The 18,925-nt window shown below is 34.6% G+C and carries 14 protein-coding genes and 1 pseudogene; 5 read left to right on the top strand and 10 right to left on the bottom strand.

Annotated elements, in window-relative coordinates:
- Nucleotides 1-7: 7 nt before the first annotated feature.
- From K4L44_06455 to K4L44_06425, 7 genes are all read right to left on the bottom strand, one after another.
- Nucleotides 8-2,233 carry a right-handed parallel beta-helix repeat-containing protein gene (locus tag K4L44_06455; GenBank protein ID QZE15467.1) on the bottom strand — a complete coding sequence of 742 codons (2,226 nt, stop codon included), beginning with the start codon at nt 2,231-2,233 and terminating at the stop codon, nt 8-10.
- 711 nt (nt 2,234-2,944) lie between these two features.
- Complete coding sequence (locus K4L44_06450) at nt 2,945-4,687, bottom strand: RagB/SusD family nutrient uptake outer membrane protein (GenBank protein QZE15466.1); 1,743 nt, start codon at nt 4,685-4,687, stop codon at nt 2,945-2,947.
- Nucleotides 4,688-4,699: 12 nt separating this feature from the next.
- Complete coding sequence (locus K4L44_06445; GenBank protein QZE15465.1) at nt 4,700-7,816, bottom strand: TonB-dependent receptor; 3,117 nt, start codon at nt 7,814-7,816, stop codon at nt 4,700-4,702.
- Between the two features lie 758 nt (nt 7,817-8,574).
- Entirely contained in the window at nt 8,575-8,889 is a 315-nt protein-coding gene (locus K4L44_06440) for a transposase (protein QZE15464.1), read from the bottom strand.
- Between the two features lie 37 nt (nt 8,890-8,926).
- Entirely contained in the window at nt 8,927-9,658 is a 732-nt protein-coding gene (locus K4L44_06435; GenBank protein QZE15964.1) for an ISL3 family transposase, read from the bottom strand.
- The gene (locus K4L44_06430) at nt 9,622-9,813 is read right to left on the bottom strand and encodes a hypothetical protein (GenBank protein QZE15463.1); all 192 of its coding nucleotides are present in this window, start codon (nt 9,811-9,813) and stop codon (nt 9,622-9,624) included. The genes K4L44_06435 and K4L44_06430 overlap by 37 nt, the downstream gene beginning before the upstream one ends.
- Nucleotides 9,814-9,857: 44 nt before the next feature.
- Nucleotides 9,858-10,127, bottom strand: a complete 270-nt coding sequence (locus K4L44_06425; protein ID QZE15462.1) for a hypothetical protein — start codon at nt 10,125-10,127, stop codon at nt 9,858-9,860.
- 150 nt (nt 10,128-10,277) lie between these two features.
- On the opposite strand from K4L44_06425, the gene K4L44_06420 reads away from it, so the two are divergent.
- The 4 genes and pseudogenes from K4L44_06420 to K4L44_06405 all read left to right on the top strand — a co-directional run bounded on the left by K4L44_06420 (nt 10,278) and on the right by K4L44_06405 (nt 11,494).
- Nucleotides 10,278-10,868, top strand: a complete 591-nt coding sequence (locus K4L44_06420; protein QZE15461.1) for a transposase — start codon at nt 10,278-10,280, stop codon at nt 10,866-10,868.
- Between the two features lie 6 nt (nt 10,869-10,874).
- Nucleotides 10,875-11,024, top strand: a pseudogene (locus tag K4L44_06415) (IS66 family transposase).
- Between the two features lie 6 nt (nt 11,025-11,030).
- Nucleotides 11,031-11,432 (top strand): transposase, encoded by a 402-nt coding sequence (locus K4L44_06410; protein QZE15963.1) that lies wholly within the window; start codon nt 11,031-11,033, stop codon nt 11,430-11,432.
- Nucleotides 11,390-11,494 carry a transposase domain-containing protein gene (locus K4L44_06405; protein QZE15460.1) on the top strand — a complete coding sequence of 35 codons (105 nt, stop codon included), beginning with the start codon at nt 11,390-11,392 and terminating at the stop codon, nt 11,492-11,494. The genes K4L44_06410 and K4L44_06405 overlap by 43 nt, the downstream gene beginning before the upstream one ends.
- 785 nt (nt 11,495-12,279) lie before the next feature.
- On the opposite strand, the gene K4L44_06400 is transcribed toward K4L44_06405, so the two are convergent.
- The 3 genes from K4L44_06400 to truA all read right to left on the bottom strand — a co-directional run bounded on the left by K4L44_06400 (nt 12,280) and on the right by truA (nt 16,658).
- Nucleotides 12,280-13,830 carry a beta-N-acetylhexosaminidase gene (locus K4L44_06400; GenBank protein QZE15459.1) on the bottom strand — a complete coding sequence of 517 codons (1,551 nt, stop codon included), beginning with the start codon at nt 13,828-13,830 and terminating at the stop codon, nt 12,280-12,282.
- Nucleotides 13,831-13,981: 151 nt separating this feature from the next.
- Nucleotides 13,982-15,745, bottom strand: a complete 1,764-nt coding sequence (locus K4L44_06395; GenBank protein ID QZE15458.1) for an AAA family ATPase — start codon at nt 15,743-15,745, stop codon at nt 13,982-13,984.
- Nucleotides 15,746-15,839: 94 nt separating this feature from the next.
- A complete protein-coding gene (gene truA / locus K4L44_06390; protein ID QZE15962.1) occupies nt 15,840-16,658 on the bottom strand; it encodes a tRNA pseudouridine(38-40) synthase TruA in 819 nt (272 codons plus the stop codon).
- A 136-nt stretch (nt 16,659-16,794) separates the two neighbouring features.
- On the opposite strand from truA, the gene K4L44_06385 reads away from it, so the two are divergent.
- Nucleotides 16,795-18,915, top strand: coding sequence for a M3 family metallopeptidase (locus K4L44_06385; protein QZE15457.1), 2,121 nt, complete (start codon nt 16,795-16,797; stop codon nt 18,913-18,915).
- The last annotated feature ends 10 nt before the right edge of the window (nt 18,916-18,925 follow it).

Here is an 18,925-nt window from a genome sequence, read left to right as displayed (position 1 = left end):
AAATAGTTTATTCATATTTTTCATCAGCCAATGCTTTTTCATTCATCAAAAAAAAATTCTTTGGGTAGTCTTTGTTTACACCAAAGCTGGACATTGTCACATCAAAAGGCTTGAAGTCAATTGCTTGAATCAATTTCTTATTACAAATTCTATAATCAAAATGCTTGATATCTTTAAACTTAGGATCCATGATTACAGCATGTGCTTCGATACCATTCTTACGCTTATCTTCAAGATCTGCTTTTGCACCAGGCCAGAAATAACAGTTATAATCCATCTGATACTCGTAAGGAATTGGCTTTTTCCCTGCTTTATGTACAAACATATTCCCCCATTTAAAAGTGGTATTGGGGACATAGTCCTTTGATGTATTATAGAAGATATTATGTGAGATTGAAGACTCTGGCTCAAAGAATTGTTGTGGATAAGCTCTAAAATGGATTCCCTTAGCACAATTTATCATGATATTATTCTCAACGGTATTAATTCCTTTATGGATAATCCCAATTCTTCTTACGTTAACCAATAGATTGTTTCGAATAGTTGTACCATCTTGCCAATCATCGTTACGAATACCTACATATGGAATATCATACAAATAATTATGTCTCACCACATTGCCAAGACCTGCTCCAGAAACATTAATACTAGAGCCATCACTCAGTTTTAACATCGTTCTTTCCACTCTATTATTCTCAATAATATTATTGCGAGCATGAAGAAATGGAGCATAACGTTGAATAATACTCTTTGTACTATCAATATTAGGAATTACCTCACTCCAGCGTATCGTTCTCGAAGCTTCATCAAAGTTACACTCATCTTTCATCAAAATTTGACATCGAACACCACAAATACCAACGGCTTTACGAGGCACGTCGTGAATATAATTATTTGCAATAATATTGCTACCACTCTGCCACGCGAAAATTGCATGTCCATGATATACAATTTCTCCACAATGGTGAATAATATTATTTTGAATCACATTATTCTTATTCACATCTTTTATTCCAGGACCATATCCAGCAAGAAGTATACCCATATGACCTACATGATCGATAAGATTCTTCTGTATCTTAATTTTTTGTGCATAAAGATCTAAACGAATAGCACTTCCTCCAGAATTTGTAAAGTGACAGTTCTCAACCAAACAAGCCTCTGCACCACGAAAGCGCAACATAGCATTACCATAATCAAATGTATCCCAATCATGCTGGATGCCCCATCCTTTACGATTCTTATACCACACTGTACGATCAGCATGACTAAATGTAAGACCTTTAAATTGAATATTTTTAGCTGGTGTGTCTTTAAGTAGATCATAATGAATCTTCCCTTCCACTCTAACAAGCTCCATTAACTGTGGTGCATATATTGTTTTTGAAGGGGTTCCAGATTCAGGCCAATAATATATTTTTCTACTTTTGGTGTTCACACACCACTCTCCTGGTTTATCTAGATAATCAATTACATTCTCAACCCAACCAAAACGATGAGAACCACTAGAAAATGGTAAAGCATTGGCTTCAAATGCTAGATAGGCAATTTTGTTCTTCATATCAACAGACTCTAGTTGAATGATGTTGATATTCCATGGTACTGGATTGAAAAACACTTCCACGTCAGACAAGTTTGACCAATCTTTTATTTGATCAGTAAAAGGGAACATGCGAAGATGAATCCGATCTCTATTATAATAAGCATTTTGACTATCAGCACGACGAATCTTTTCATTTCTTGGCATCTGGAACTTCTTACTTTTTGCTCTCACCAACCTTGAATTACCGTCATAAAGTGTCCTGAATGATTTCAAACCTCGAGGCATTACCGCCTCATAAAGGTGTCCCTTTGCCGCAGAAGGTGTTCCTTTAGGGTATCTCTTTACCTTTTTCCACTTTCTTATTGGAAGACCTGAAGACAAAACCACATCTTCATCTTTATAAGATTCGAACGTCAGTTTATGTCCATTTTTAAGTGTGTGCGGCAATCCCAATACGAGCGTCTTATTTAATTGATGACGACCTTCTCGTAGATAAACAATAATATCTTCAGAACTATTTTTGTGAACGAACTGCTTCACTTTCATTGAGGCTCTTCCTATAGTTTTAAAAGGGGCTTCAATACTCCCATTTCCTTTGTCGCTTCCCTTAGGTGAGACAAAAATCTCTTTTTTAGCGCTAACGGAGATATACAATATCATCGCAATAGCTAACAATAAATTATTTCTCATTGTACTCTATTTATGTTATCCTAATTCAAAATTATCCACGGATATTTACAATGGAAAAGTAAGGAGATATTCAATGTGACATTAGTACAAATTGCACATTAAGTACCAAATTAATCAAAATATGATCATGTAAATAATTATATCATCCTTTAACAGATAATGGGCAATGACATCTCTATCCCATTATAAACCAATGTTACATTTGGAGTGATATACTGTTATATTTCATGTTAATATAACAGTATGGGATATTTAATGGATAGCAAATCAAATACAGACAAAAAAATCAATGATGCAGAAATACAAAAGGCTTCAATAATCCTGTTCTATGGTTTCGAATAACATAAATTCCATCTTCAATTAACGGAAATAATTTATCTTTACAGAGATCATTACGAAATGTATAAACCGCCCTACCACTGAGATCAAATATGGTATAGATAGTAATATTATCACTACCAAAATAAGATTGAGAACTGATAAATTGCAAATAACTAATCACTTTCACACTTTTGTCACAACAGAATACTCTCTCTATTTTTAACACTCTTAGACTATTTACATTAAATAAATAAGCAATTACTTAAACAAAAACACTCTCTTCCCCAGTTAATGAGAAAGAGAGTATTAATAACTACTCTAAAGTTTAACATCTATCTCCTTAAAAAAAACAAATCAACTGTATCTGTTTTAGAAAAGATAGAATCTTAATTAATATCCTACATTTTGGGATACAATTCCAATATTTCTATTTAGCTCATCCATCGGGATGGGAAATAGGATATGATGCTGTCTAATATTTTCTGCTCCTGGAGTTATTTTTTTAGGATCAAACACTGCACTAATACCTTGTGCACGTTGCTGAAAATAAGTAAACTTAGCCGACTTTTTAGATGGTTTTTTATACAAATGCTGTGCTTTAATTTCACTTACTAGACGTCCCATTCTAACGGCATCAAAACGTGTCTGTCCCTCATAACAAAGCTCCCATTTACGCTCTTGGTATACTACTTCTAGCATCTCTTCTTGAGTTAAACTAGTCAATACATCTTCTGGCTGACTCGATTCAGGATAATTCACCCCAATAGGTGCGTCCATATCTTTCGAGATTGTAGAGCCTCTACGAGCACGAGCACGAATTATATTTACATACTTTGCTGCCGAAGCTTGATCTCCTAGTTCATTATTAGCTTCTGCCAATACCAACAAGATATCTGCATATCTTAATAAAACTTGATTTTGATCGTGTTCAAAAAAACAACGAGCAGTTGTTTTATATTTTACAAAAGAGAACTTATTCGGTTCTATTAGATTAATATATTTTGGGTTCTTACCCTTCCAAAGATAAACATTTAAGAAAGCAACCATACGAGGATCACTATTAGTATAATCTAAATCATCTGAAGTGTAATTTTGAATAAATGATTCAATAAATCCATTTGCCAAAGTTATCCTATATTTTCCCGAAGTAGGCTTCGATGAATTTCCAAATATACCAGACATCGAACCTGCAGAAAGACCTTTATAACCAGTCTCCTCGATTAATTGCAACTCAAATAACGACTCCTTATTATTCTCATTTGAATAATAGAAAGGAGCAACAACATCGTCTTCTAACCCCACGTTCGCTCCATCATGAGCAAATCCAACTACTTTTTCACCATACTCTTTTGCCTTTTGATAGTATAATAATTCGTCAACCCAATCATAACTATTCATTGTTAGATTCCAAGCCTCTGACATATGAGAATGTCTCTTCATGGATGCAGCAGTTAAATAAACTTTTGCTAACAACCCATTTGCAGCACATCTTGAAACACGACCGACATCATCGACACCATAGCTAGGAGATAGCGATGATCCTGTCTTAAAATACAACCATTCTGATGCAAACTCAAGATCCTCGATAATTTGCTTATAGACTTCAGCAACCGAGTTACGAGACATCTGAAAATTATCATCATATCTCACTTCTGTAACATTTAACGGTACCGCGCCATATAGACGCACCAATCCAAAATAACTATAAGCTCTTATGAACTTTGCCTCTGATAAAAGTCTATTTTGAAGTGGCTCTTTAATATGAGTCACCTCAGGATCCATCTTTGAAATCCTATTAATTGTACAGTTAGCTCTCTCTATTGCTAAATAATAACCACGATAGATCTCTTTTATATCTCTAGCACTAGAAGTAAAAGAATAGATATTTAACGTCTCATTATTAGACCTAGCAGCAGATACAGAAGTCCCAATATCCTTCTTCAGGTGAAGATCCATAAACGGACTATTGCTTCGATTCAACATTGCTGCATAAACACCATTTACAGATGTCAATGCTTGTTCGGCATTATTAAAGTATGTGTCAGGATTAATAAATGACTCAGGATTTTCCTCAAGCAATGAATTACATGAGGATAGAAACAAAAAGAGGAGTACTATATAAATATATTTCATGTCTGTCTTCTATTAAAATTTTATACTTAGACCTGCAGTAAAGTTCTTTGATTTAGGATAATTCCCATTATCAATACTATTGGACAATTCTGGATCATATCCACTATATTTAGTCCAAGTATAGAGATTATCCCCTTTCACATACAGCTTCAATCCTTTCAATTTTATCTTTCTAAGAAACTTTTTAGAAAAATTATAACCTATATTCACTGATGAAAGTCTTACATAAGATCCATCTTCAATAAAAGTATTAATAATCGTATTTCTATAATCACGAGCAATAGGATTTGGTTGAAAACTATTCACATTACCTGGATCTATTATAGCACCACTCTCATCTTTCACTTCAGGTCTCCAGAAATCTAGAACTGACACTAATCTGTTGTCCGAAGGCATCCAATTACCTAATAACTTCTCATTCAACTTATTGTAAACATCTCCACCATATTTAAAACGGAAACGAACACCAATAGAAAGATTACCAAAACGAAAACTATTAGATAATCCACCATAGAATTTAGCTTGATTGTTACCTACAGTTGTACGATCTTTATCATCAATTACAACCTTAATAGGTGTACCATCTTCTGCATAAATACTACCTTTTCTATCAATGTCTTCAAATTTACGTTGACCAACAATCATATTAGCACGAAATTTTCCATGTCTATAAATAGCAAGTTCTTCTTCATTTTGTATAATTCCAACTTGCTTGAAACCATAAAAGGCTCCAGACTTCTCATTAACCTTATCTAGATATACTCCTCTTAAAAGATGATCTTGACCTGGTCCTAATTCCCTAATAATATTCTCATTCTTAGATATGTTAAAATTAGTTGTCCATTTAAAGAACTTTGAAGAAACATTAACCGTATTCATCGAAAATTCGATTCCTCGGTTCTCTACACTACCAAAATTCTTACGCATACTATTAAACCCCGTAGAATATGGCATTGCTATATTCTGTAGTAAATCTCTACCTACTTTTTTATAGACATCAATAGTAAAACTAATCTTATTGCGATTGAAACCTAAGTCCATTCCTAAGTTAGACTGCACTGAAGTTTGCCACTTCAAATATGGGTTTCCAATAGAATTTACAACCAATGATGTTGCTACTTTGCCACCAAAAGAATACGAATCAAATCCTGTACGTGTTAGAGATTCATAGTTCCCCACTCTTTGGTTACCTGTATGTCCATAACTTAAACGAAATTTCCAATTTGACAACACCTTCACTCCTTTCAAGAACTTCTCTTGATTTACACGCCAAGCAAAAGCACCAGAAGGGAAATATCCCCATTTATGGCCTGCTCCAAAACGAGAAGCACCATCGGCACGCATTGAACCAGTCAAGATATAACGATCATCATACACATAGTTGAATCGTCCAATATAAGAGATAAGACCTCCTGCAGACTTACCTGAACCAGGTTTACCAGGCTTCATTCCAACAGACATATTTGCAGTATTCAAGTCGTCCATACTAAAATTAGAACTAGATAACTGCTGAGACTCCGAATAGTACTTTTCAGTTGAGAAAGCTCCCATCAAATTAAGGCTGTGCTTACCATTGAAAGTATTCGAAAAGTTCAAAATACTTGTTTGAACTCCTTTTACACTTAAATTATTTTTAATCATACCACGACCATGAGAACCAGCGCCCATTTTAGTAGTGGAAGGATAGTAAATATCACCTTTTGTGTAATTTATAGACCCTCCAAGATCTAAATTGTAATAGAAGTGCTTAGTAAAGTTATATTTAAAAGAAACCTTACTAATGTTCTGCATTAGTTTAATTTTATTGGTGACATCCCAAACAAAGATATATGGATTTCGAATGTCCGATTTCTCTTCTCCAGTATCCTCATTAAACATTTCCTCTGGTGAATAGGTAACACTTTTTGAAGGAGATGCATTTACAACCTGTCTTATGATACCTGCACTCACCAAAGATCCATTCGTTTTAGTGTCCACTCCATTTGTCTCAGTATAACTTGATTTCTGAATAAAAGAAACATTAAGTTTCCCAAACTCCATCTGCAATTTAGCGTCTACCAAATATCTCTTAAGACCATTATTTGGAATAATACCAGTATTTTCAAAATAGGAAGTAAAAGCATTATATCTATATTTCTTCACACCTCCAGAAAAGTTAACACCATAATTCTGAAGTGTTCCAACACCAAAAAGTTCATTTTGCCAATCTGTGTCGATATGTTTTGGGTTTATCGAATCGCGATATGCTTCTGCAGTAGGAAATCGTTCTTGCTGTCTATTTTTATACCATAAATACTCAGCATGTTGCAAAGAATTACAAAGATTTAATCTATTAGCAAGCTGTTGCGTTCCATACTTTGCTGTGATAGTAATATCATTTTTACCCGCTTTACCTGATTTTGTCGTAATCAAAACAACACCATTCGCTCCTCTAGCACCATAAATTGCTGTAGATGATGCATCTTTTAAAACCTCTACAGACTCAATGGTCGCTGGATCTAAGTTTCCAAGAGGATTCATGTTATCGTTTCCAGAAATACCCGTTGTGACACCCACAGGATTATCATCCACAGGAAAACCATCAATTACATATAATGGGGCTGTATTTGCACCAATTGAACTTCCACTACGAATACGCACATTTAAACTAGCACCTGGACCTCCTTCTGAGGTCTCAATAAAAACACCTGCAACTTTTCCTTGCAATGCAGAAACGACATCTGGATTCGGTGTACTATTTAAATCATCACTCTTAATAGAAGCTACCGATCCAGACAAATCACTTTTCTTCACAGAACCATAACCAATAACAACGGTTTCATCAAGTTCAGTTCTCATAGTAGTCATCTCCACTTCCAATTTCGATCTACCTTTTAAGAAAACCACTTTCTTTTTGTAACCAATAAATGAAAAAATCAAGGTCGATCTAGGACTCTTAGTTTTTAAATTAAAAACTCCGTCGATATTGGTTATACCACCTGTATTTTCCCCTTTGATTATAACATTTACCCCTGGTATTGTCTCTCCTGTTTTTGCATCTTTAACGACTCCCTTTACATTGAACTTTTGGGCATAAGTAGTCGTCACAAAAAATAACATCAAGATAAACAACAAACTGTTTAATTTCATAGATTTAGTTTTAAATACGTTTATTGCACATTAACTTATTTATTTAGTAAATACATGTAGTATATACATGACCTCTTATTCTTATCATCATGTATACATACAATATAATTAACATTAAAATAGAATAGTACAGATTCTGATCTGCTTGGGTCACTACTCTAGTTCTACTTTTATTTATAGTACAAATATCAACATGAAAATTTAAAGATGTTACTAGATTATTTTCAATTTATAACAGAATCAAGTTTTATTCTTCGCAACAGTCAATTCGATCCTATAAAACACAATGAATGTGCTCTTTACAATATTTCAATTAATTATTTACACACATAATTAACACAATTCATGTGCGATAAGTAACATTAAAATGAAAGAAATATACTATTAATCGAAAGGTTAGAAATCGAATTAATAATATAATTATTCTCAAAGCAACAAATATAATCACTTAAATCAATTAGATTAGTATTAATACATAATAAATTAATATATGTTAAAAAAACCTCTCGCAATACTTAATTTATTATAATGACATACATTACTGCAATAGATAGGCCTAAAGTAAGCGTTCGGTTATTCACATCTTGTGTTTTAATTTACAGCCTTCTACTTTTGAGTCATAATCAAAAATAGAAATAGATGAGTAAAAAAGCACAGATGTTTGATCTCATAGAAGGTAACTACTCAAGTTCATTTATAGTTTAGCCTCCATTCGCTAAAGAATGGAGGTTCAGAAAATACATAATGTGTAAATTATTTTATTGCCAACTGACCTTAAGATGGTTTTGAGATAACCAATGAGCAATCATTCTCACTACACTCTTTCCTTGTTTTTTAAGTGTATCAACAATAGAGCGTAACATGGCATACCTTTGGGCTCCTTCTTCTGTTCGATAACCTGCAGATACTTTTTGTTTTATTTTAATATTACGTATTGACCTTTCGGATGCATTGTTGTCAAAAGGAACTTCGTAATACTCTAAGAAAGTAAACACACTATCAATCCTTTTAATTAATCGACTCCGTAATGTCTTGATCTCATCTAGCTGATCGTCATACTCGTCATTTTTCAACAGAATAAAAGCTGTTCTTTAAATATTGTTTTCTGGTTCATCCACATTTTGCGTATATATCTTGATGCATTGCTTTTATTTTTAACATAAAAAAATCTAAGTCACGATAGCCATATGCTTGTCTTTTTAAGGTTTTAATCTTGTTATTTATTCCTTCTAAAGGCCCCGTGGAGATATTGCACTTATACCAATTTAGAATTCCTGTTTTGTGTTTGGTCAATAGTTCTACCATTTTCTTAAGCTGAGGGATTTCAGTCTCATTTGCCTCTTCTATCCATTGTTTAAGTAATTTTGAAGCGTCTCTAATATTATCTTGATTCCATAATTCCCTCAATTCTTCTTTCAAATAATATGCGTAAAACAAGGTGGTATTCGTTTCTAATACTTTTTCAAGTCTTGAGTCTTCCCCTTTCTCAAGGTTGAGATTCTCTGGGTTCTTTAACAATAGCCAACGACTTCCTTTTAAACTTTTCTTGATAACCTTATCCTTCTCTTTGTTGTAAAGATCTCTTCTAATTTTACTTATAGTCTCATTTAGTTTCTTTATTATATGGAAATGGTCAAATACCATAGTAGCTTTAGGTGCATTGGTTTTTACTGAAAGAATATAGGCAGGTGACATATCAATGGCAACAGACTCTATTTGGACTTTATTGATCTTTATTCGTTTCCAAAAAGGAACCAATGCCTCAGAACCTTTACCTTTTCCTACTTGTAAAACGACTCCTTTATCTAAGTCATATATACATGCCCCTTCTTCACTGCGAATTCATCGATAGCAATATGTTTCACCCCCTTTAGCCCAGGAGAATGATATTTTGATTTTAAGTGAGACTTAATGATATCTTTTACAATATTCCAGTTAAGGTCTAAAAGTCGACTGATTGATTGAATCGTCATATGAGAAGAGAGAAGTAAAACCATCTTCTCTAAAGATCGAATATAGGACTTCTGCTCTTTTGCAAACCTTAAATGTTCCTGACGTACGATCTTGCATTTCTTGCATAAAGGCGTTGAACATCTATGATAATAACGCACTTCTTTTTGCCTATCATTGGCCCCTTGAAACTACGTTCAACAACTCCACAACAAATAACATGCATTCTTTTACAGCGACTACAACGTAGTTTGTCTTTTTTTGTTTTAACTTTAAGTTGGATGATATCTCCAACATAGGATGTGGATAATAATTGCTGGTCTTGTAATCCTAAACAATGATATATACTACTGGTATTCATAGTCTATAGCGTTTTATATAAGAAATAACTATAGAATATGTTTACCAGTCTTTTGTTCATATACGCAATTCATGGAAGAACCATTAGCTCTTGAAGTCGAAGAGAAAAATCTAGAAGACTTACAGATATCTTCTCCAGAAGAGGAGGTTATTGAGGTTATTAAGAAGAAAAAGTATCCCTTCTGACCTTCCTCGTCAAGTAGAAGTGATTGAACCTGATGATGTCCCAGAGGGAGCAATTCGTATTGGAGAAGAGATATCAGAGAGGATTGAATTTAGTCCAGGTAAGCTTTATGTAAGACAAATTGTTCGTCCAAAATATCGTTTACCCGAAGAGGATAACATTATCATCTCCGAACTTCCGTCGGATCTTATCCCCAAATGTATGGCGGGAAACTCATTAATAAGTCAATTTATTGTTGATAAATTCTACGACCATATACCTCTTTATAGAGTCCAAGGGATCTTCAAAAGATCAGGAATTGATTTTCCTAAAGCAACCATCAATGGATGGATAAGGAAGGCTGCTGAACTACTTTCTCCACTATACAAACATATCGAGAAAAAAGTAATCCAGTCAGACTATATTCAAGCCGATGAGACAAGTATCAAGGTTCTAACAGATAAGAAACAAGGAGCCACTCACCTTGGTTACTTCTGGATCTATTATGCCCCACATATAAAGAGTTGTTTATTTACTTACGATAACTCTCGAAGGAGTTCTGTACCAGAATCTACTTAAAAAGAGTTTAAAGGAGTTCTACAGACAGATGGATATCAAGGTTATCATAAACTTGGAAGTCAAAAAGAAGTTATAAAGTTAGCATGTATGGCACATGCTCGACAGAAATTTTTTGAGGCAAAAGAAAATGATCGAACTCGTGCCGAATATGCTTAAAAAAAAATCCAAGACCTATATAATGTAGAGCGAACTTGTAAAGAAAAAGAGTTGTCTATCGAAGAAATCTACCATCTTCGACAAGAACTTGCTGTACCTATTCTAGAGAAACTCGGCCAATGGATAAAAAAAGAGTCTCTTACAGCATTACCTAAAAGCCCTATTGGGAAAGCAATCAACTATACCCTAAACCTATGGGATGAACTGTGTCAATATACAGAAGATGGAAGCTACATTATCGACAATAATAATGTGGAGAATAAAGTACGTCCAGTAGCCATTGGACGTAAAAACTATCTCTTTGCTGGATCTGAAGAGGGAGCAAAAAGAGCAGCAATGTTCATACCCTATCTTCAATGTGCAAAATGGCAGACGTTGAACCTCATGCATGGTATACAGATATCTTAAATCGTATATCCGACACCAAGCCATCGAAATACGATGACTTACTTCCTCAAAACTGGAAATAATCTTTATAGTAAAAAAAATCAATCTTCATATACGTGAGTAGCCGAACGGATACAAATGAGCGACAAAAATGTAATTTAATGTTACATGCAAAAAATAAATTGCATCTCTTTTAATAAAAAAAGAGATGCAAAATTAATTGTTTGTGTGTGTGTTTACTATAGCCACTTCGATAAATTAGTTTATGAAGCTAGATTTCAGATCTCTCGATCAAAATAGGATATATTATTTCTAACCAAAAGCTATACCCATCTTTTTACGTCTGTTTATTAAGGACATACTATTTATCAAAAGAAGACTCAATGAAGCACTTCTAATGAAGAGTTGTACAATTCATCCACTATACAACTTAGTGTGAGTTTATTATGAGCATTTCCCTTGAAATTGAAAAGGAAACTAGATTTTGAATCTCTCGATTTTGAGATATACAAACCTTTAACAGACTCATATACAACTCGGTGTGTGTGTGTTTATATTGACAAATTCTCTCTTTAACAAAAAGAGTAACCAGATTTTAAATCTCTCGATTATAAGGAATATCGCTCTTTATAATCAAACAATATCCCCCAATGTGTGTCTGTTTATTAAGGGCGTTTCGATCAAAAAAGATGAAGAAACTAGGTTTTAGATCTCTCGATCATTGAATATCGATCACAAAAGGTATTTAGGCATATAAAAGAAAAGTAACTATTTCAAGAGAATTTTCTTTTTATTCTCTTTCGTCCCTTCGTTATTCAAGTTAGAACGAAAGAGAATTAATCTGCATAGAATCTGTTAAATTATCAGATTACTTTTTCCAAGGTACTTTTGGAGATTGATAGTAGTTTAATCCCATTGCCTCGAAACGATCTTGCTGATCAGCCAATCTTACTTTATACGTTTCCCAATCTTGCTGTGATCTCTTCGACCAACCTATTTCAGCATAACCTGGAAGTCTTGGGAAAGTCAAATATTGAATATCTTTTAGATCTTTTACAGTCTCAGCCCAAAGTGGAGCTTCAATACCAATGATATCATCTATATCCATATTTGGCAGATAAGTTGCAGGATCCCAATTATAAGCATCATCTACTTCTGTATAACCAGCCCAGTGTAATCCAATTGGACTGTCTTTATCATATTGAATATCCATATAAGCCTTAGCAGCAGGAGACATTAGAAGTTTTGCACCTTGTTTCAAAGCTAATTTAGCACTGTGAGTCTTTACTTTCCAGAACTGAGCAACTGTATTTGGCTGTAGTTTCGCTTCTGCAATATCAGCCCATCCAACTACTTGTTTACCATGTGAAGCAATGATCTCTTGTGCTCTATTTATAAAATTGATATAGTCTTTTTTCTTAGTAACATGAGTCTCATCTCCTCCGATATGGAAATATTTACCAGGAGACAGTGCAACCATCTCTTTCACTACATCTTCAATAAATTTATATGTAATCTCTTTATCAACGGTAAAAGTACTAAATCCTACATTTGTTCCTGTATACAAATCCTTAGGCTTGTTATCAGGATTCAATTCGCCATAAGAAGCCAAAGCAGAATTGGTGTGACCAGGCATATCAAATTCAGGTACTACGGTAATATTACGTGCGGCTGCATACTTCACGATATCAGTATATTGCTCTTGAGTATAAAATCCGCCTTCTCCACCACCGACTTCAGTGCTTGCTCCAATCTCAGTAAGTTTTGGCCACGATTTGATTTCAAGTCTCCATCCTTGATCATCTGTCAAGTGAATATGAAAATAGTTCATCTTATACATTGCCAAGTAATCAATAAAATGCTTCACCTCTTCCACAGTAAAGAAATGTCTTGCAACATCTAACATTGCACCTCTATATTCGAAACGAGGGGCATCTTTAATAGTTCCAGTTGCAACTCTCCAATCAATTGTTTGTATTACGTTTTTTTCTATGGCAGCTGGAAGAAGTTGTCTCAATGTTTGTGTACCATAAAATACACCACCAACATCTTTTCCTTCGACAGTAATATGGTCCTCAGTAATCTTCAATTGGTAACCATCGGCTTTGGTCAAAGAACTATTAAGTGTTAAAAATATTTGATCAGACGATGCACTATTCCCTTCTACTATAGTAAAAGGAAAACCAGTTGCAGGCTGAAGTAAACCTTGTAGAACTTTTGCCGTATTCATTAATGAAGCATCTGAAACCACGATTTCAGTCGCAGAAGTAATTTTGAATGAAAAACCATCTGCTTTTATTTCATTAGGAATAGGAATAATGCTTGACTTATTCAAATCCATTGAAACTCGCTCCTTACATCCAACCAAACTAGTTGTTGCGATGCCTAGAAGAAGTAATGTTTTCTTTAAATAGTGCATGACTGTTTGTTTTAATAGTTATTGATTCTACTTGCAAATCTAAAGACTGTATTATACAGTCAGTCAGCAAAATCATATAAAATTGTGTAAAATACAGTATTTTACATCACTATATTATATCTACAACAGTAACATAGACACTATTAAACAACTACTTACCCAACGGAATCTTTGGAAGCTCTTTTATTATATCTGAAAACACTTTTAAATGTGGATTCTCTTTTTCTCGTACTTCTAGTTGCTTAAAAAGAGATGGATTTCCTATCCAAATCATTTTTGATTTAGCTCTGGTCATCCCGACATTCCACCTATTTAAGTTAAAATAGAAATCAAAGCCATGAGAGATATGGTCAATATTACTTAAAACCAAAGAAAAAAAGACAACCTCCTTCTCTTGTCCTTGCATCCTCTCTACTGTATCCACCACAACATCTTCTGGATTAAAGCTTGGATCATCAAAATGAATTTTTGCAAGATGATGTCTAATCAAACGAGTCTGAGCTCGGTATGGAGTTACAACCCCTATCTCACATGCAGGAACTCCAGCATTTACCAATACCTCAGTGAGCTGACGAACCACCAATGCTTCCATTTTAGATTGAACTTTGCATCGACTATGCTTAGTCTCTACAAAAAGAGAAGCCATTTTGGGGTTAGAGAGAAAATCGAATCGTTTGTCTTCTACAATAATATCTAAAGTTCTTTTAGATACATTGGAAGCACTCTTCAAGCGTCCTCGGTAGAAATAACGACTTGGAATAGAATTGATCATCTCATTCATCCGATAAGTCGTTTCCAACATTGCCCCTTCATGTTTTTCTGTCAGACACTCAAAAGCAGAACGAGCAATTTCTTTCTTGTCGTGCGAAGCAACCAATACAGGAGGCATCTGCTTGTGATCGCCAATCCAGATTGTTTTACGACAGGATAACATGATCCCAATAGCTAATGGTTGGGTCAATTGACCTGCCTCATCAATGATAGCAACATCAAAAGATAAAGCCCCAACTCTTTTACTTCTTAAACTCATAGGAGAAGCTCCTACAATTAGGCCCCGATCTAATGAATTATAAGGGGATAGAATAAACTGTTCATAATTTCCTACGGAGTTGGGTTTTGCAATCAAATCTTCCGCTTGCTCTATTGGACCTATTTTAAATAACTTGGAGTAATCAGATAAAGATCGGACCTTTTTTAAAGCATTATTTATTGCACGATGGGTAAAAGCACTCACAAGTATATTCAACCCCTGTTGCGCCAATGTCAAAGCAAGGTATGCTAAAACCCATGTTTTACCTGTGCCTGGTGGTCCTTGAATCGTATAATAATTTGAACAATGAAGTGCATTGACAAAAGCATCTGCTTGTGTATCATTAAAACCATACTTTTCCCGATACTGTCGTTTTAAACTAGGATCAAAAGCCTCTATAAATGGAGGGATTACACCTTTTAATTGTCCAAAAATATCGTTTCCCAAAGGAGTTGAAGTGATACAATCTACAGTATTCTTTAGTAAATGTCTCAAATCTACTCGATCGGGATCCACAAACCATTCTGAACTACAGTGAGTAATATTGGAGAGATTGCATCCATAAGAAGCTTTAATTTCATAATACCCGGGATGTTCTCTGACCACTTCACAACTAAAATAGTTCTCTTCAGGGACTCCTTTATGAAGTCTTATTCGACTACCTGGACGCAGATTCGACTCATTAAAAGGCAATTGTAGAAAAGCAAAACCTCGACGAGCCCAATCAATGCCATCCATCACTGTAAAAACAGTGACATTATTGATTGTATGTCCCAATTCAATACGCTCTTCTAAAGGCAATGCCCAAATATCTTCTATCTGTTTATTTTGTGCATCACTCTCCACATCAATAAAGCTCTTTAATTGGCAGATATAACTCTCCATCTATCTCACAACGAATTTTAAATGATTAAAATGATAATATTGATCGGAACATACTACATTACGGTATCCCTCACCCTTATCCATGGAAAAGGAATTAAGATCGTTTAGGCATCTCTCTTGGGACAAAATGAAATCCTTGTGCCTTGTAATCTATTTGTGATTCTATAAGAGAGTTATATCCCACATCCACTAAGAAAAGAGCTTCTCCCGGTGCAGATGCACTTGCATACTTTCTATTTCGTTTCTCAATGATCTGATTAAACTTCTTTGGAGATATCTTACCATAACCGACATCCAATAGAGTTCCTACAATTGCTCGAACCATATTTCGAAGAAAACGATCGGCTTGAATTGTAAATACAGCAAAATTATCAAACACCTCCCAAGAAGCAGCACTCACATCACAAACACTAGTCTTATTATCTGCACCTGTTCTTTCAAAACTCTCAAAATCTTTGTGTTTTAAAAGAAATACTGCTGCTTCATTCATTATTTCAATATCCACCTTTTTAAACGGCTTAAAAGCAAAAGATGAAACAAAAGGATCTTTATCAAAAGTAATAAAATATTTATAGGTTCGATGTGTTGCATCAAAACGAGCATGATCTTTAGGACCGACCTTAAAAATCTTCTGAACTGCAATTCCTTTACATAAAAGTTTATTCAACTTATATACAAAATTTGGATCATCTAATTTTAAACTCACTGCATCAAAATGAGCGACATAAAGAGAGGCATGTACTCCAGTATCGGTTCGTCCAGCACCCGTAACTTCAATTGACTCTCTTGAAATCATACTCATCGATTTCTGAAGCTCTTCTTGAACTGTTACTGCATTAGGTTGAATCTGCCATCCATGAAACTCCGCTCCATTATAAGATAACTGAATGAAATATCTCTGCTTAACACTGATTTTTGTTTCCATTTTTTTCTTAATCTTTCTGCAAATTTAAACAGAACTGTTAAGGAAGACGAAGAGTTTGTTGAAATTTTCAAACTACAATCTATTTTATATTTTTACGTAATAATTGAAAGAGAAATTAAACATTATGAAAAAAACTATTCTGACATTAATTACAGCAGGAACAATCCTAAGTTCTTGTTGTAATCAAGGATGTAAAACAGACCAAGAGACCAATCCTCTCTTAACAAAATTCGAGACTCCATATGGTGTACCTCCTTTTGATAAAATTCACAATAGTGATTTTATGCCTGCTATTAAGAAAGCAATGCAGATTCAAAACGAGCGTATACAGAAAATTATCGACAACAAAGAGGCTCCTACATTCGAAAATACAATTGTTGCATTAGAGAAAAGTGGATTCGAATTAAACCAAATTGATGGAATCTTCTCGAATCTTCGCTCTGCTGTTACAAACGACTCAATCGATGTGATTGCTTCTGAATTATCACCAATTATGTCAAGACATGGTGACCAGATCTCTTTCAACGAAAAACTATTTCAAAAAGTCAAAGTAGTTTACGACCAAAAGAATTCTTTGAATCTGAGCGAAGAAGATGTAAGGCTACTTGAGAAGGAGTATAAAGGTTTTGTAGATGGTGGTGCAAATCTATCGAAGGAAGAGAAAAAGAAGCTATCTAAAATTAATGCCGAGCTTTCACTTCTTTCTATCCAGTTTGGCAAAAACCTATTGACTGAAACAAATGCTTTCTCTCTTATTATTGATAAAGAGAAAGATCTTTCGGGTCTCCCTGAATCTGTTAGACAAGGCGCTGCACAAACAGCAAAAGAGATGGACAAAGTGGGCAAGTGGGCTTTTACTCTACAGAAACCTAGTTGGATTCCTTTCCTTACATATGCTGACAACAGAGCATTAAGAGAAAAGCTATACAAAGCGATGTATAATCGTGGAAATAACAACAATGAGAACGATAACAAAGCAAATATCCAAAAGATTGTTAAGCTTCGTGCTGAGAAAGCAAAGATTATGGGATTCAACAATTGGTCTGAGCTTTGTCTAGAAGATCGTATGGCAGGAAAACCAATTCGTGTATTTGATCTTCTTACACAAGTATGGAAACCAGCTATTCAGAGAGCTAAAGAAGAAGTTACTGATATGCAGAAGATGATCAAAAAAGAGAAGAAAAATTTCAAATTAGAGAGTTGGGATTGGTGGTACTATTCAGAAAAAGTTCGTAAGGCGAAATATGACCTTGATGAAGAACAAATTCGCCCTTATTTCGAACTGAACAATGTTCGTAACGGTGCATTCATGGTAGCCAACAAACTTTATGGTCTAAAAATTACTGAAGTTAAAGATATTCCTGTTTACCACCCTGAAGCAAAAGCTTATAAAGTATGTGAAAAAGACGGTTCCTTGGTTGGTATTTTATATACAGACTTCTTCCCAAGAGCAAGCAAAAGAGCTGGAGCTTGGATGACTAGTTACAGAAAAGAATATAAAAACGACAAAGGAGAGAGAGTTGCTCCAATTATCTCTATTGTTTGCAACTTCTCTAAACCAGTAGGAAACAAACCGGCACTTCTTTCTTATGATGAGGTGACTACTCTTTTCCATGAATTTGGTCATGCTCTTCACGGGCTTCTTTCTCAATGTAAATATTACTCTATTTCGGGGACTTCTGTAGAGAGAGACTTTGTAGAACTTCCTTCACAAGTAATGGAACACTGGCCAGCAGAAGCAGAAGTATTGGCTATGTATGCAAAACATTACAAAACAGGAGAGCCAATGCCAAAACAACTAATCAACAAGCTTGTTAAAAGTAGTACTTTCAACCAAGGTTTTGCAACAGTAGAATATATTGCTGCTTCTTACCTAGACATGAAATATCACACAGTGAAGGATGCAAACATTAAAGATGTAAACAAGTTCGAAACAGACCAAATGAGAGAGCTTGGATTAATTGAAGAGATTATTCCTCGTTATAGATCTACATATTTCGCACACATCTTCTCAGGAGGATACTCTTCGGGTTACTACAGTTACCTATGGGCTGAAGTTCTAGATAGCGATGCATTCGAAGCATATAAAGAGACAGGTAATATCTTCGATCAAACAACTGCACTAAAATTCCGTCAAAACATTCTTGAGCAAGGTGGTAAACGCAAAGCGATGGATATGTATAAGGGATTTAGAGGAAAAGAGCCAAGTATTGAACCACTTCTTAAAAACCGTGGTCTTTTATAAAAAAGCTATT

This window comes from Prolixibacteraceae bacterium, from assembly GCA_019720755.1.
In the GTDB taxonomy this organism is placed as follows: domain Bacteria; phylum Bacteroidota; class Bacteroidia; order Bacteroidales; family Prolixibacteraceae; genus Halosquirtibacter; species Halosquirtibacter laminarini.
The sequence above is the reverse complement of the archived record's forward strand: the minus strand, read 5'-3'. Positions and strand labels throughout refer to the sequence as shown.